15 protein-coding genes, 1 tRNA gene and 1 pseudogene are annotated in these 15,022 nt (G+C 63.8%); 5 read left to right on the forward strand and 12 right to left on the reverse strand.

All coding sequences use genetic code 11. The annotated features are described in order from the left end of the window. Positions 1-85: 85 nt before the first annotated feature. The 3 genes from carB to QX071_RS07565 form a co-directional block, all read right to left on the reverse strand. Positions 86-3,550 carry a carbamoyl-phosphate synthase large subunit gene (gene carB, locus QX071_RS07555; RefSeq protein ID WP_315701479.1) on the reverse strand — a complete coding sequence of 1,155 codons (3,465 nt, stop codon included), beginning with the start codon at positions 3,548-3,550 and terminating at the stop codon, positions 86-88. A gap of 227 nt (positions 3,551-3,777) precedes the next feature. Beyond that, a tRNA-OTHER gene (locus QX071_RS07560) sits at positions 3,778-3,854 on the reverse strand. 10 nt (positions 3,855-3,864) lie between these two features. Then, positions 3,865-4,629, reverse strand: a complete 765-nt coding sequence (locus tag QX071_RS07565) for a class I SAM-dependent methyltransferase (protein ID WP_315701478.1) — start codon at positions 4,627-4,629, stop codon at positions 3,865-3,867. A gap of 110 nt (positions 4,630-4,739) precedes the next feature. Here QX071_RS07565 and QX071_RS07570 point away from each other — a divergent pair, with 110 nt between their 5' ends. Further along, on the forward strand, positions 4,740-5,261 hold the full coding sequence (locus QX071_RS07570; RefSeq protein ID WP_315701477.1) for a DNA starvation/stationary phase protection protein: 522 nt from the start codon (positions 4,740-4,742) through the stop codon (positions 5,259-5,261). A gap of 41 nt (positions 5,262-5,302) precedes the next feature. On the opposite strand, the gene QX071_RS07575 is transcribed toward QX071_RS07570, so the two are convergent. The 4 genes from QX071_RS07575 to QX071_RS07590 form a co-directional block, all read right to left on the reverse strand. Further along, positions 5,303-6,100 (reverse strand): sulfite exporter TauE/SafE family protein, encoded by a 798-nt coding sequence (locus QX071_RS07575; RefSeq protein ID WP_315701476.1) that lies wholly within the window; start codon positions 6,098-6,100, stop codon positions 5,303-5,305. Between the two features lie 90 nt (positions 6,101-6,190). Further along, complete coding sequence (locus tag QX071_RS07580) at positions 6,191-7,084, reverse strand: MBL fold metallo-hydrolase (protein ID WP_315701474.1); 894 nt, start codon at positions 7,082-7,084, stop codon at positions 6,191-6,193. 2 nt (positions 7,085-7,086) lie between these two features. After that, positions 7,087-7,548, reverse strand: coding sequence for a DUF6691 family protein (locus QX071_RS07585; protein WP_315701473.1), 462 nt, complete (start codon positions 7,546-7,548; stop codon positions 7,087-7,089). Positions 7,549-7,562: 14 nt separating this feature from the next. After that, positions 7,563-8,000 carry a YeeE/YedE family protein gene (locus QX071_RS07590; protein ID WP_315701471.1) on the reverse strand — a complete coding sequence of 146 codons (438 nt, stop codon included), beginning with the start codon at positions 7,998-8,000 and terminating at the stop codon, positions 7,563-7,565. Between the two features lie 41 nt (positions 8,001-8,041). On the opposite strand from QX071_RS07590, the gene QX071_RS07595 reads away from it, so the two are divergent. Then, positions 8,042-8,368: a metalloregulator ArsR/SmtB family transcription factor gene (locus tag QX071_RS07595; protein WP_315701470.1), complete on the forward strand. Its 327-nt coding sequence runs from the start codon at positions 8,042-8,044 to the stop codon at positions 8,366-8,368. On the opposite strand, the pseudogene QX071_RS07600 reads toward QX071_RS07595, so the two are convergent. Beyond that, positions 8,356-8,885 (reverse strand): annotated as a pseudogene (locus QX071_RS07600) (hypothetical protein). The gene QX071_RS07595 and the pseudogene QX071_RS07600 sit on opposite strands and share 13 nt — an antisense overlap. A 154-nt stretch (positions 8,886-9,039) precedes the next feature. Then, positions 9,040-10,236, reverse strand: a complete 1,197-nt coding sequence (gene carA / locus QX071_RS07605) for a glutamine-hydrolyzing carbamoyl-phosphate synthase small subunit (RefSeq protein WP_315701469.1) — start codon at positions 10,234-10,236, stop codon at positions 9,040-9,042. 184 nt (positions 10,237-10,420) lie between these two features. Here carA and QX071_RS07610 point away from each other — a divergent pair, with 184 nt between their 5' ends. The 3 genes from QX071_RS07610 (at position 10,421) to QX071_RS07620 (ending at position 13,555) form a co-directional block, all read left to right on the forward strand. Continuing rightward, a complete protein-coding gene (locus QX071_RS07610) occupies positions 10,421-10,876 on the forward strand; it encodes a GatB/YqeY domain-containing protein (protein WP_315701468.1) in 456 nt (151 codons plus the stop codon). A 129-nt stretch (positions 10,877-11,005) separates the two neighbouring features. Then, a complete protein-coding gene (locus QX071_RS07615) occupies positions 11,006-12,613 on the forward strand; it encodes an acyl-CoA synthetase (protein WP_315703099.1) in 1,608 nt (535 codons plus the stop codon). A gap of 159 nt (positions 12,614-12,772) precedes the next feature. Further along, complete coding sequence (locus tag QX071_RS07620; protein WP_315701467.1) at positions 12,773-13,555, forward strand: DUF2189 domain-containing protein; 783 nt, start codon at positions 12,773-12,775, stop codon at positions 13,553-13,555. 156 nt (positions 13,556-13,711) lie between these two features. Here QX071_RS07620 and QX071_RS07625 read toward each other — a convergent pair whose 3' ends face one another. From QX071_RS07625 to QX071_RS07635, 3 genes are read right to left on the reverse strand one after another with little or no spacing between them, the layout of a single operon-like run. Continuing rightward, positions 13,712-14,224 carry an SRPBCC family protein gene (locus QX071_RS07625; RefSeq protein ID WP_315701466.1) on the reverse strand — a complete coding sequence of 171 codons (513 nt, stop codon included), beginning with the start codon at positions 14,222-14,224 and terminating at the stop codon, positions 13,712-13,714. 3 nt (positions 14,225-14,227) lie between these two features. Next, on the reverse strand, positions 14,228-14,689 hold the full coding sequence (locus tag QX071_RS07630) for an SRPBCC family protein (protein WP_315701465.1): 462 nt from the start codon (positions 14,687-14,689) through the stop codon (positions 14,228-14,230). Further along, a complete protein-coding gene (locus QX071_RS07635) occupies positions 14,682-14,996 on the reverse strand; it encodes a metalloregulator ArsR/SmtB family transcription factor (protein WP_315701464.1) in 315 nt (104 codons plus the stop codon). The genes QX071_RS07630 and QX071_RS07635 overlap by 8 nt, the downstream gene beginning before the upstream one ends. Positions 14,997-15,022: the final 26 nt, after the last annotated feature.

Raw genomic sequence — 15,022 nt, forward strand, 5'->3', positions numbered from 1 at the left:
GTCAGACGAGGCGGCGGGTTCCTGCGGAGCGTATTATTGCCGAAAATTGCCAATCGCTTAGCGGGCGCTCGGGCGCCGGCAGCGATCAGTTTTCGGAAAAGTAGCTCTGCAGGGTGCGGACCTCAAGGTCCCCGCCAAGATAGGCGCGGATGCCCTGTGCTGCCGCCACGGCGCCGGAAAGAGTGGTGTAATATGGCACTTTATGCAAGAGGGCAGCGCGCCGCAGAGAACGGCTATCGGCCAGCGCCTGCGGGCCTTCGGTAGTGTTGAAGACGAGCTGGATGTCGCCGTTGGTGATGGCGTCGACGATGTGCGGCCGCCCCTCCAGCACCTTATTGATCTTCTCGGCCGGCACGCCGTGATCGACGAGGAAGCGCTGGGTGCCCGACGTCGCCAGTACCTTGAAGCCCAGTGAGTGCAACATCCTGACCACCTCGGTGATCCGATGCTTGTCACTCTCGCGTACCGAGACGAACACGGTGCCACGCCGCGGCACGCGGGTGCCGCCGCCTAATTGGCTCTTGGCGAAGGCGACCGCGAACGAACGATCGACGCCCATCACTTCGCCGGTAGAGCGCATTTCGGGACCCAGCACCGTATCGACACCGGGGAAGCGCGCGAACGGGAAGACGGATTCCTTGACGCCGACGTGCTTGAGCTCGCGCTTCTTCAAGTCGAAATCGGCGAGCTTCTCGCCGGCCATGATTCGCGCTGCGATCTTCGCCACGGGCGTGCCGACGACCTTGGCGACGAAGGGCACCGTGCGCGAGGCGCGCGGGTTGACCTCAAGCACATAGATATCGCCGTCCTTGATCGCATATTGCACGTTCATCAGCCCGACCACGTTGAGCCCGAGCGCGAGCTCACGAGTCTGCCGCTCCAGCTCAGCGATCATGGTCGCATCCAGCGAGTAGGGCGGCAGCGAGCAGGCGGAGTCGCCGGAGTGAATGCCGGCCTCTTCGATGTGCTCCATGATGCCGACGACGAAGGTATCCTTGCCGTCGGAGAGGCAGTCGACGTCGACCTCGGTCGCGTCGGACAGATAGCGGTCGAACAGCAGCGGGTTCTTGCCGAGCACCGTGTTGATCTGGCCGGTCTTGTCGTTCGGATAGCGGGCCTTGACGTCGCCGGGGACCAGTTCCGGCAGGGTGCCGAGCAGGTAATCGCCGAGCTGGTTGTCCTCACGGATGATCTGCATGGCGCGGCCGCCGAGCACGTAGGATGGGCGCACCACCAAGGGCAGACCAAGATCGGACGCGACCAGCCGCGCCTGCTCGACCGAATAGGCGATGCCGTTCTTCGGCTGCTTCAGGTGCAGCTTGTCGAGCACCCGCTTGAAGCGGTCGCGGTCTTCGGCGAGATCGATCGCCTCGGGCGAGGTGCCGAGGATCGGCACGTCGGCAGCTTCCAGCGCGTGTGCAAGCTTGAGCGGGGTCTGGCCGCCGAACTGCACGATCACGCCATGCAGCGTGCCGTTCGTGCGCTCGGTCGCGATGATCTCCAGTACATCCTCGGCGGTGAGCGGCTCGAAATAGAGCCGGTCGGCGGTGTCGTAGTCGGTCGACACCGTCTCCGGGTTGCAGTTGATCATGATGGTCTCGTAGCCGACGTCGGCAAGCGCAAAGCAGGCATGGCAGCAGCAATAGTCGAACTCGATGCCTTGGCCGATGCGGTTCGGTCCGCCGCCGAGAATGATCACCTTTTTCTTGTTGGATGGCGCGCTTTCGTCGGCGAGTTTGCCCGCAAACAGCGCTTCATAGGTCGAGTACATATAGGCCGTCGGCGAAGCGAACTCGGCCGCGCAGGTGTCGATCCGCTTATAGGCCGGGCGCACGCCGAGAGCGCGGCGCTTGGCGGCGACTTCGGCCTCGGTCGTATTGGCGAGCACCGCAAGACGGGCGTCGGAGAAGCCCATCGCCTTCAGGCCGCGCATGGCGGACGCATTCGGCGGCAGGCCGTGCTTGCGGACCTTGTCCTCCATCTCGACGACGCCGCGCATCTGCGCCAGGAACCAGCGGTCGATCTTGCAGGAATTGAAGATCTCCTCATCCGACCAGCCGAGCCGCATCGCCTGCGCCACCTGCAGGATGCGGTTCGGCGTCGGCGTGCCGAGGGCAGCGCGGATGGCGTTCTTGTCGTCGCCGCGGCCGAGCCCCTCGATCTCGATCTCGTCGAGGCCGGTCAGGCCGGTCTCGAGACCGCGCAACGCCTTCTGCAGGCTTTCCTGGAAGGTGCGGCCGATCGCCATCACTTCGCCGACCGATTTCATCGACGTCGTCAGCGTGGACGAGGCGCCCGGGAATTTCTCGAAGGCAAAGCGCGGAATCTTGGTGACGACGTAGTCGATCGTCGGCTCGAACGACGCCGGGGTGGCGCCGCCGGTGATGTCGTTGGCGATCTCGTCCAAGGTGTAGCCGACCGCGAGCTTGGCCGCGACCTTGGCGATCGGAAAGCCGGTGGCTTTGGAGGCCAGCGCCGAGGAGCGCGACACGCGCGGATTCATCTCGATCACGACCATGCGGCCGTCGACCGGGTTGACACCGAACTGCACGTTGGAGCCGCCGGTCTCCACCCCGATCTCGCGCAGCACCGCCAGCGAGGCGTCGCGCATGATCTGATATTCCTTGTCGGTCAACGTCAGCGCCGGTGCGACCGTGATGGAATCCCCGGTGTGCACGCCCATCGGATCGAGGTTCTCGATCGAGCAGATGATGATGCAGTTGTCCTTTTTGTCGCGGACCACCTCCATCTCGTATTCTTTCCACCCCAGCACCGATTCTTCGATCAGCACTTCGTTGGTGGGGGAGGCGTCGAGCCCGCGCTCGATGATGTCGAGATATTCTTCCTTGTTGTAGGCAATGCCGCCACCGGTGCCGCCCATGGTGAAGGAGGGGCGGATGATCGCCGGCAGTCCGATCTCGGACAGCGCCATCAGCGCTTGGCCGAGCGCGTGTTCCTGGTAGCGCTTGCGACGCTCGTTCTCGCCGAGCGTCCATTGCCGATCGAGCTCGTCCCGCTCGGCGCCCGACAGCTTCTCGCGCTCGGCGAGATATTTGTCGCGATATTGCTTCTTCAGCGCCGAGGCGTTGGCGAGACGCGATTTCGGCGTCTGCAGCCCGATCTTCTCCATCGCGTTGCGGAACAGCTGGCGGTCTTCCGCCTTGTCGATCGCATCAGCGGTCGCGCCGATCATCTCGACGTCGAACTTCTCCAGCGTCCCCTGGCGCCGCAAGGACAGCGCGCAGTTCAGCGCGGTCTGGCCGCCCATGGTCGGCAACAGCGCGAAACCGCCCGGAACGACGTAGCGTTCCTTCTCGATGATCTTGCCGACGATCTCCGGCGTGATGGGCTCGATATAGGTCGCGTCCGCCAATTCCGGGTCGGTCATGATGGTGGCCGGATTGGAATTGACGAGGACGACGCGATAGCCCTCTTCCTTGAGCGCCTTCACCGCCTGCGTACCGGAATAGTCGAATTCGCAGGCCTGGCCGATCACGATCGGACCGGCGCCAATGATCAGGATGGTGGAGATGTCGGTTCGTTTCGGCATTCAATCTCGCGGGCAGGAATTAGGCACAAAAAAAGGGCGCGCGTGACGCGCGTCCCCGAAGGCCAAGGCGCGACCAGACCTCGCGCGCGGGCGGTTCTTAGACCAGTTTCCCAGCATCGGAAAGGGTTTTGGGCCGAAATCAACGGCCAATTTGGCCGGATCCTGCGATGAGGCGGCTTTTAGGGCGAAACCGGCTTGCCCAGCCGAAACGCCAAAGGCGCGCAGGCTGGAGGCCCGGCCTGGACTTGAACCAGGTTCAAGAGCGTTGCACCGCTCTTCGCGTCGAAGCTTCCGCCACCGGGCCAAGGGCGATCTTACCGTTCACGGCTCCCGAAGCTACCCGATGCTTCAGTTAACCCTAATTCGGCTTCGGCCTGCGGCGCGCCCAGCGCAGGGCTCGCCACGAAGGTCATGCGCCAGGGATTGTGGCCGATATTCTTCGGCGCGCGCACCGCGCTGAAGCCCGCCTGTTTCAACTTGGCGAGCATGTCGGCCTCGCCGTAGCGCTGCAGGCCGATCTTGGTCCGCAGCTGGCGGTAATCCGACAGCGCGGTGGCGGCGAGACCGACCAGGGCGTCCTTCAGGAACCCATGGGCGCCGGCAAAGCGCAGAAGGGCGATCACATCGCGGGCCATGCCGACATTGGGGCGCAAAATGTCGCCTAGTACCAAGCGGCCGGTCGGCTTCAACAGCCGGCGAATGACGCCGAGCGCCGCGTCGAGCTCGGCCGCGGTCATGTATTGCGCCACCGAGTTCATCACGACGAGGTCGACGGAGGCTTCCGGCATCCCGCGCAACTCGTCGGGCGAGCGTACCCGGATCTTGGTGTTGGGGGCATAGCGGGCGATCAGCCGCCCGCGCACGCCGGGAGCGGGTTCGGCCAGGATCAGCATGGCGCAGGCGTCGGCCACCTTGCCGGCCGACAGAGCCTCGCCGCAGGAATAATCCAGCACGACCGCATCAGGCGAGCTGATGTAGCCGATGATGTCCCGCGCGATCACCTCGAAGTGGAGGTTACGATGCCGCTTGCTCGCGTAAATCGTGTGCGTGGAATCGTAATAGTCGATCCAGTCGTCCATGGTCCCGCGAGCTTCGAATTGAGTTCCTGTGACGGAACCGGGGAGGCCAGCGAGCGTTAACGGGTCCCGTCACCCCTGTCCATGGCCTGCTTTAACAGGAAGGTACCACCGTGAGTAAAGCAAAGACTGACAAAAGCGATCTCGACACCCCGACGGATCTCGCGCCCGACGCGGTCAACAAGATCTCGGCGGCACTGAACACGTTGCTGGCCGACAGCTTCGCGCTGTACCTCAAGACCAAGAACTTCCACTGGCACGTCAGCGGCCGCCACTTCCATGATTATCACCTCATGCTGGACGAGCAGTCGGACGCGATCTTCGCCACCACCGACCAGCTTGCCGAGCGGGTGCGCAAGCTCGGCGGCACCACGCTGCGTTCGATCAGCGAGGTGAGCAAGCTGCAGACCATCAAGGACAACAACGAGGAGTATGTCCCGCCGCGCGAAATGCTGCGCGAGTTGATGGAGGACAACAAGCACATCGCCGCCGCGATGCGCAAAGCCCACGAACTCTGCGACGACAATGACGATCCTGCCACGGCGGGCCTGCTCGAAACCTTCATCGACGAGACCGAGCGCCGCACTTGGTTCCTGTTCGAGGCAAGCCGCCAGGAGGGGAGCAACGCAGCCTGACAGTCAATGACCGGCGTAGCGGGTGCTTCAAGCGCCCGCTGCTATGCTGCATGGCCGAGCGCCGTCCAGCTCCGATACATCATGTAGGCGGCGACCGCGAAGATCATGATCGCGAAGATCTTGTTGAGTGCGCCGCGCTTGGCCGACAAGTTGGTCGCAAGCCGCGCGCCCACCAAGCCGCCGACCACGCCCGCGGCGAGAAACACGAGGGCGAGCGGCCAGTCGATCAGGTCCGAGGCGGCGTAGTTCGCCGCCGTCGTCAATCCGAACGCTGTGACGGATACCAGCGAGGATCCGATCGCGAACAGGATCGGCATTCCAGTCGCGAACATCAGGGCGGGCACGATCAGGAAGCCACCACCGATGCCGAAGAAGCCCGACAAGGCACCGCCTCCGAAGCCAAAGGCCAGGAGCGGAACGAGGTTGTCGCGGTTCAACACCACCGACAGATTTCCGTCCCCGCTGCGCCTGCGCAACATCAGTATGCCAATGATGATCATGACCAGCGCAAACAGCAGCAGCAGTTTCTGGCCATCGATCATCTTGCCGAAGGTCGAGCCGGCAAAAGCGCCGACGATGCCGGCTGCCGCGAACACCACCGCGCAGGGCCATTTCACGTGCCCAGCCCGGGCGTGGTTGGCGAGATTGGCAGCAGCATTGACCGCGACCGCGACGGCACTGGTCCCAATAGCGACATGCGGGCTGCTGACCCCGACCAGATAGACCATCAGTGGCACCGCCAGCACAGAGCCTCCACCGCCGATCAGCCCCAGCGTGAAGCCGACCAAGGAGCCGGAGAGCGAGCCCAGGGCGAGCTGAGCGGCGGGCAGGGCAATCATGAGGATACTCCAACGTTGCGCAAGCAGGCGCCGCCGCTTTGGCGGGAGCAAGTGCACCGATAGGGCTGCGGGGCGCGCAGCCGGTCAAGTTTACAAGGTATCGAGCGGAACTTTGAGGAATCGCCGCCCGCCGCTGTCGGCCACCGGCAGCTGCCCGCCTTTCATGTTCACCTGCAGCGAAGGGATGATGAGGGTCGGCATCGCCAGCGTCCGGTCACGTGCTTCACGCATCGCCACGAATTCGTCCTCGCTGATGCCCTCGCGCACATGGATGTTGTGGGCACGCTGGTCGGCCACGCTGGTCTCCCAACGGGCGGCGCGGCCGTTCGGTCCATAATCATGGCACATGAACAGACGGGTCTCGGGTGGCAGCGCCAGCACCCTCCGGATCGAGCGGTAGAGCTGACGGGCATCGCCGCCGGGGAAATCCGCCCGCGCCGAACCGCCATCGGGCATGAAGAGCGTGTCGCCGACGAACGCCGCGTCTCCGACCACATGGGTCATGCAGGCCGGCGTGTGACCCGGCGTATGTATCGCGAAGGCTGTCATCCCGCCGATCTGGTAGGTGTCGCCATCCTTGAACAGCCGGTCGAACTGGCTGCCGTCACGCTGGAATTCGGTGCCTTCGTTGAAAATCCTGCCGAAGGTCTCCTGCACGATCCTGATGTTTTCGCCGATGCCGATCCTGCCGCCAAGTTTGGACTGGATGTAGGGCGCGGCCGACAAATGATCGGCATGGACATGGGTCTCGATCAGCCACTGCAGCTCAAGCCCACGCCCTTTGATGAAGTCCACGATCGCGTCGGCAGATCGATGGGCGATCCGGCCCGAGGCATAGTCGATGTCCATCACAGAATCGATCACGGCGCAGGCGCGTGAGGTGGGGTCCGCGACGACATAGCTGACGGTGTTGGTGGTCGGGTCGAAAAATGGCGTAACCTCCGGTTTCACGGAGAGATCAACGGGGTGGGGGATCTCGAACATCTTCATGCTCCGTTACTCAAAGCGGGAGTTGCCGCCGTGACACGACGAGCTGCCAGAGTCCGCGCGGTCGCCATGCCAACCAACATCGCGATCGCGAAGAGAATCGCCTTGGCTGAACCGTAGCCGAGATCGACAAAGGCGGGACCCGGGCAGATGCCGGCGAGCCCCCAGCCGACGCCAAAAATGGCCGCTCCCGCCACGAGGCGCCGATCGAGCCCGCGCCTCGGAGGCAGCAGGTGGCTGCTTGCCAGAATCGGGCGCGGCCGCCTCAGTACCAAGCGGAATCCGGTGAACGTCACCGCGATGGCACCGATCATCACGAATATCAGACTGCCGTCCCACGCCCCTTTGTCGATGGCCGCCAGATCGAGGAAATTCAGAACCTTCGCGGGGTTGGAAAGGCCGGACAGCAGCAGCCCCAACCCGAACAGCAGGCCGACGAGGAATTGGATCAAGATTGTCATGTGACACTTGACGCTTAGATCGCATGCCGAATGATGAAGACCGTCGCAAATCCCATGCCCATGAAGACCAGCGTGGCCACCATCGAGCGACGCGATAGGCGTGAGATTCCGCAGATCCCGTGTCCCGATGTACAGCCGTTGCCCCAGACTGCGCCGAAGCCGACCAACAGGCCCGCAGCCACCAACGCGAGGTTGCCGGCCCCGATGACGAGTGGGGGCAGAGCCCCACAGGCCAGCCGAAGGACAAGCGGAGCGCCGACGAGGCCCGCAATGAACGCCAACCCGCTGGCAGCATCGCTGCTCATTGGACCCAGCAGCCGTGCGGCGATGCCGCTCACGCCGGCAATGCGGCCCAGGAAGGCCATCAGGATCACGGCCGACAGTCCAATGAGGACACCGCCTGCCAAGGAGGCGCCGGGGGTGAATGGAGTGATCATCTGGAACAAGTACATTCGCTTAAATTCGTATCTTCGAATATGATAAAGTAAGCGGCATGAAAATGCAAAGCAATCGCAGCCGCAAGGGTTCACATCTAGGCGAGCTGGAAAGCAAGGCCGAGGAAGTCGCAGGCCTGCTTGCGGCGATGGCCAATGCGCGGCGGCTCGTTGTGCTCTGTCAGCTGATCGACGGCGAACGGTCGGTCGGCGAGCTGGCCGGGAATGCGGGCTTGAGTCCGGCCGCACTGTCGCAGCACCTCAGCAAGCTGCGTGCTCTCGGCCTGGTGGCGACCCGTCGTGACGGGCAGACCATCTATTATCGGCTGGTGAGCCCGGAGGTCCGGGCGGTGCTGCAGACGCTGTACGGGCTTTATTGTACGTGAGTGGGCTGCCACAACTTTGTGAGCGGACCGTCCTTGCCCATCACCGGGTCGGTCTTCGGCAGCGGCACCTGCGGAATTGTCTTCAGCGCCTTCGCATGGTTTTCCGGTGTCGGCCGGGTGATCTGCATCTTCGGCCCCGGCGGATAGGCGCCGACCACGGAAAAATCATCGCTCGCGGACATGCATTGATGGCCGGTGCCGGCGGCCAGGATGGCGACATCGCCGGGCGCGAGATCGAAGTCCTTGCCGTTGTCGCCGCCGAAGCGCACCCGCGCCGAGCCACGCCGAGTGCCTCATGTACGGTCGAATGGTAATGCAGATAATCGAAGATACCATTGCGCCACATGTCGCCCCAGCCGTTGGCGCCGAACAGCTGCTCGATCGTCTGCTCGGGATCGCCGCCGCCAATGGCCACCGCGCCCTTATAGACCAGGAACGGCATCGGATTGTTCGGCACCAGGCCGTCATCCTCGAAGACGACGGTCAGCGGTTCGATCTTCTCCTTGATCGCAGACATGCGGGGCCTCCGGACGATCCAAGCCTAAGCTCGGATCAACCGAGGTCAGATCGGCACGTTCCACTCGCGTGCCGCGATCACAAAAGCAAACGCCCGGGAACGGGCCCGGGCGTTACCTGAAATCTGCGTTGCCTGAATCTACGATGGGGGCGGCTTACGCGCGGGCGCGCTTCTTCTCCCGCATCAGCTCGGCGAAGCGTTGGAACAGGTAATGCGAGTCGCGGGGACCGGGCGAGGCCTCGGGGTGGTACTGCACCGAGAACACCGGCTTGCCCTCCAGTTGGATACCGCAATTGGTTCCGTCGAACAGCGAGATATGGGTCTGGGTGGCGCCCGCGGGCAGCGTCGCCTGGTCGACCGCGAAGCCGTGGTTCATCGAGGTGATCTCGACCTTGCCAGTGGTTTCGTCCTTCACCGGGTGGTTGGCGCCGTGATGGCCCTGATGCATCTTCTTGGTCTTGGCGCCGACGGCGAGCCCCAGCATCTGGTGGCCGAGGCAAATCCCGAAGGTCGGCGTGCCCGAGGAGATCACCTGCTGGATCACCGGCACGGCATATTTCCCGGTCTCGGCCGGATCGCCGGGGCCGTTGGAGAGGAACACGCCGTCCGGCTTCATCGCCAGGATGTCCTCAGCCGAGGTCGTGGCGGGGACGACCGTGACCTTGCAGCCGACGCCGGCCAGCAGGCGCAGGATGTTGCGCTTGATGCCGTAATCGATCGCGACCACGTTGAATTCGGGCGCGGTCTGGCGGCCGAAGCCTTCGTTCCACACCCAGGGCGTCTCGTCCCAGGTGAAGCGCTGGGCGGAGGTGACCATCGGCACCAGGTCCATGCCTTCCAGGCCCGGCCATTCCCGCGCTTCCTTCTTCAGCGCATCGAGGTCGAACTTGCCGTCCTTGGCGTGCGCGATCACCCCGTTCGGCATGCCCCTGGAGCGGATCAGCGCCGTCAGCGCGCGGGTGTCGATGCCGGACAGGCCGATGATGCCGCGGGCGCGCAGCCATTGGTCGAGATGGCGGGTGTTCCGGTAGCTCGAGGGATCGGTGATCGCGGTGCGCAGGATCACCCCGCGTGCACCCGGCGTCGCCGCCATGTTCACCGTCTCGATATCCTCGTCGTTGGTGCCGACATTGCCGATATGCGGGAAGGTGAAGGTGATGAGCTGGCCGGCATAAGAGGGATCGGTCAGGATCTCCTCATAGCCGGTCATCGCGGTGTTGAAGCAGACCTCGCCCACGGCGTGGCCTTCGGCGCCGAGGCCATGGCCTTCCAGCACCGTGCCGTCGGCGAGCACGAGGAGCGCGGTCGGCTTGGGGTCCGACCAGGCGGCGTCAGTATCGATCTGTGTCATGAGGCCTCTACATAGTCTCCCGGCACGGCCGCGTCAAAGCAGGAGACGGCGGTTTTCCGCACGTCTTCCGCGGACTTGGCCGGCAAATTGGCATGCCAGATCGGCAGAACGCCTCAGGAACCGAGTTGTTTCGAGGCTGCGAACCGCCTAGATCAGCCCGAACGATCTTGAAGAGGGCACGATCATGCTGCGCGACGACATCAATACCGCGGTCAAGGAGGCGATGAAGGCCAAGGACGAGCGCAAGCTCTCCACCCTGCGCATGGTCAATTCGACCTTGAAGAACGCCGACATCGCCGCGCGTGGCGAAGGCAAGCCGCCCTTGACCGACGCCGAAGTGCTCGCCGTGCTGCAGAAGATGATCAAGCAGCGCCAGGAATCGGTCGAGCTTTATGAGAAAGGCGGCCGTGCCGAGCTCGCCGCCCAGGAGCGCGAGGAGATCACTGTCATTTCGGCCTACCTGCCGAAGCAGATGAGCGAGGACGAGGTGAAGGCGGCGATATCAGCTGCCGTCGCCGAGACGGGGGCAGCCGGCATGAAGGACATGGGCAAGGTCATCGCGGCCCTGAAGGCCAAGTACACCGGGCAGATGGATTTCGCCAAGGCGAGCGCTCTGGTGAAGGCCTCGCTGGCGGGATAGTCGCTCCCAGCCAAAGCCTGAACTGTTTCCAAACCGCCATGCCCGGGCTTGTCCCGGGCATCCACGTCTTTAGAGTTACGAGAAAGAACGTGGATGGCCGCGCCAAGCGCGGCCATGACGGAGGAAACGGTGCTCAAGGAAACGTCCGACTACGACCAGCTCTACCGTGATTTCCGCTGGCAGATTCCGGCGCAGTTCAACATCGCGGTGGCCTGCTGCGACCGCCACGCCGACGGCTCGGGCCGGCTCGCGCTGACGGTGGTCGAGGAGGACGGCAGCGCCCGGCGCGTCTCCTTCGACGAATTGCGCGCATTCTCCAGCCGTTTCGCTCATGTGCTGAAGGCCGATGGTCTGGCGCAAGGCGACCGCGTCGCGGTGTTCCTGTCGCAATCCCTGGAATTGCCGATCGTCCATCTTGCGGCGTTCCGCGCCGGCCTTGTTTCCGTGCCGCTGTTCACCTTATTCGGCGAGGACGCGCTGCAATTCCGATTGGCGAACTCCGGCGCCAAGGTCGTCGTCACCGACAGCGGCGGCTTTGCCAAGCTGGCTGCGATCCGCGACCGGCTGCCCGAGCTGAAGGCGATCTATGTCACGGATGGCGATGGTGCGGGCGCCAAGCCGTTCTGGCCGGCACTCGAAGCTGCTTCGGACCGCTTCCCGACCGTCGCGACGTCATCCGACGATCCCGCCATCATCATCTACACCTCCGGCACCACGGGGAATCCGAAAGGCGCCTTGCATGCGCATCGCGTTCTGCTCGGACATTTGCCCAATGTCGAGATGGTGCACGGCTTCCTGCCCAAGCCCGGCGACGTGATGTGGACGCCGGCGGACTGGGCCTGGATCGGCGGCCTGTTCGATGCACTGTTTCCGGCCTGGTATCATGGCGTACCGGTGGTCGGCTATCGCGCCAGGAAATTCGAGCCTGACGCAGCGATGCAGCTGATGGCCGATCATGCCGTGCGCAATGTCTTCCTGCCGCCGACCGCGCTGAAGCTGATGCGGCAGGCGAACGTCAAGCACGAGGGCGTGAAGCTGCGCAGCATCCTGACCGGCGGCGAGTCGCTCGGCGCCGAGCTGCTGGGTTGGGTGCGCGCGACCTTCGGCATCGATGCGCACGAGATCTACGGCCAGACCGAGTGCAATCTCGTGGTCGGCAACAACGCAAAACTGTTTCCGATCCGCCCTGGCTCGATGGGCAAGGCCACGCCGGGCTTCGAGGTCGTGATCGTCAACGACAGGGGCGAGGAGCTGCCGCGCGGCGTCAGGGGCATCATCGGCGTGCGCCAGCCCAACCCCTGCACCATGATCGAATATTGGCGCAATCCGGAAGCCACGGCCAAGAAGTTCGCCGGCGACGTGCTGCTGACCGGCGATCTCGGCACCCAGGATGAGGACGGCTATTTCTGGTACGCGAGCCGCGAGGACGATGTCATCACCTCGGCCGGCTATCGCATCGGCCCGTCCGAGATCGAGGACACCTTGCTGAAGCATCCGGCGGTGGCGCTGGCCGCCGTCGTCGGCATTCCCGATCCAGTCAGGACCGAAGCGGTGAAGGCCTGGATCGTGCTGCGGCCCGGCTTTGCCGGCACGGATCAGCTTGCGCGCGAGATCCAGGACTTCGTGAAGGTGAAGCTCGCAGCTCACGAATATCCGCGGCACGTGGAGTTCACGGACACCCTGCCGATGACGGCGACCGGAAAGGTGCTGCGGCGCGAGTTGCGCGCGCGGGGCTAGTCTTCAGCGTCACCCGCGCGCATTTTTGGTGCGCGTCGGCCGCGAGCCGAGGGAAAAAGCGGCCGCGGGACGCCTCCATCCGCCTTACAAGTTCAAATTGAAATTGCACCGCATCCGCTGCTAGCATCCTCCAAAATAGACATAGGGGAGGGCAGGCCGATGACAGCATCCGTCTCAGGCAAGGTCGACCCCGTGGTGCGGCGCATCACCACGGCCGACATCGCCGAAGCATTGACGCAAGGATTGCGCGATTTCCAGGCGCAGCCGTTCTACGGACTCGCCTTCGGCGGTCTCTATGTTCTGGGCGGCATCAGCATCCTGATGTGCCTGACCGCGTTCGGCATGGTCTACCTGGCCTATCCGCTCGCGGCCGGTTTTGCGCTGATCGGCCCGTTCGTTGCGATCGGACTCTATGAGGTGAGCCGCCGCCGCGAAGCCAAGCAGCCGATCTCGCTCGGCGCAATCTGGCGCACCATCACTTCGCGGGCCGAGATCGGCTGGATGGCGTTCGTGACGCTCTTTTTCTTCGTGGTCTGGATGTATCAGGTGCGGCTGCTGATCGCGCTGCTGCTCGGGCTGAACGCCTCGTTCTCGAGCATGCGCGAATTCCTGACGGTTGTGCTGACCACGAACGAAGGCCTCTTGTTCCTCGCGATCGGCAATCTCGAGGGCGCCGCGCTGTCCCTGATCCTGTTTTCGCTGACGGTGGTCTCGTTCCCGTTGCTGCTCGAGCGCGAGGTCGACTTCGTCACCGCGATGATCACCAGCGTGCGCGCGGTGGTGACGAGCCCGGTGCCGATGATCGGCTGGGCCGCGATCATCGTCGTCTTGCTGATCGTCTCGGCGCTGCCTTATTTCCTCGGGCTGCTCGTCACCTTGCCGGTGCTCGGCCACACCACCTGGCATCTCTACCGCCGCATCGTCGCGCCGGTGGCGGCCTGATACTCTGTCAGCGATCTCACTGTCGCCCCGGCGAAAGCCGGGGCCCATAACCACAGGACGGGGTCGTTTCGCGAGATATCAGTTGCGACGTTCTTGGCGCTAGCTTGTCCGCGGCGTTTGGGTCCCGGCTTTCGCCGGGACGACCCGCAGAGTACGTCATGGCACCGCGATCCCCATCGCCTTCAGCGCCGCCAGCATTTTCGCCGGCGGGGCCATCTTCACCGCCAGCGGCCGACCGGTCTCGAGCAGGCTCTTCAGGCTGGACAGGATCGCCGGCCAGCCCTGCCGGCCGCCTTCGAGAATGTCGTCGGGGAGCGGCCGCTCATGCGATTCGATCATGGTGAGACGGACGGCGTCGCCGGCCGGCTCGATCTCGTATGTGACCAGCGTCTGTCCGAGCGCCTCGATCAGCGCTGGCCAATTGACGTTGAAGGTGACGGTGAGCTTACGCGGCGGATCGCATTCGATCACCTCGCCGCTGATATGCAATGCGCCGTCCGGTGTCCGCACGATATAGCTGCCGCCGATCTTGGGATCGATTTCGATGGCATTGCCGAAGAAATATTGCCGGCTGAACTCCGCCGAGGTCAGCGCCTCCCACACCTTCTCGGGCGTGGAGGCGATGTAGATCGTGTAGACGGTGGCGGGCTTGAACTTTGCGATATCCATGGCTCAGCCTTTCTTTCCGAGCGCCGACCGCGGGATTGCCAGCGCGGTGCCGGTTTCCAGCAAACTCTTCAGGCTCGATAGAATCGCCGGCCAGCCGTTGGAGATCGCATTCAGCAACTTGGGCGCGCCGTCGAAGCCTTCATGGGTCAGCGTCAGCTTGACGAATTTGCCGTGCTGCTCGATCGCGAACACGACCTTGGTCGGTCGCTCGTTGCGAAATTCGTCGCTCAGCACGTGCTGGAAGGTATAGGAGAGGCGGCGCGGCGGGTCGAATTCCAGGATCTCGCCGATGTCGCTGGTCGTGCCGTCCGTCACCAGCGCAAAGGGCGAGCCGACGCACCAATCGGATCGTAGCTCGGTGCCGAACCAATAGGACTTCGAGAACTCGCTTGATGTCAGAGCCTGCCAAAGCCTGTCCGGCGTGGTCTCGATATAGGTGACGTAGACGAATTCCGGCCTACTCATGGCGTTTCTCCAATTGCCGTTTCAACTCGCTGAGCGCTGCCAGCTTGCCGCGCTCGAATTTCTTGATCCAGCGTTCGCCGATCTCGTGGATCGGGACCGGGTTGAGATAGTGCAGCTTCTCGCGGCCGTGCCTGATCGTCGTAACCAGATTGGCCGCTTCCAGAATCGCAAGATGCTTGGTCACGGCCTGTCGCGTCATGTCGAGGCCGTCACAGAGCTCGTTCAGGGTCTGGCCGTTACGGGCATGAAGCCTGTCCAGCAGCGACCGCCGCGATGCGTCCGCCAGTGCTTTGAAGACCTCATCCATGCGTTTCAAAATAGGCAACCATTCGG

Origin of the sequence: Bradyrhizobium sp. SZCCHNS1022, from assembly GCF_032484835.1 — a bacterium.
Taxonomy (GTDB): Bacteria; Pseudomonadota; Alphaproteobacteria; order Rhizobiales; family Xanthobacteraceae; genus Bradyrhizobium.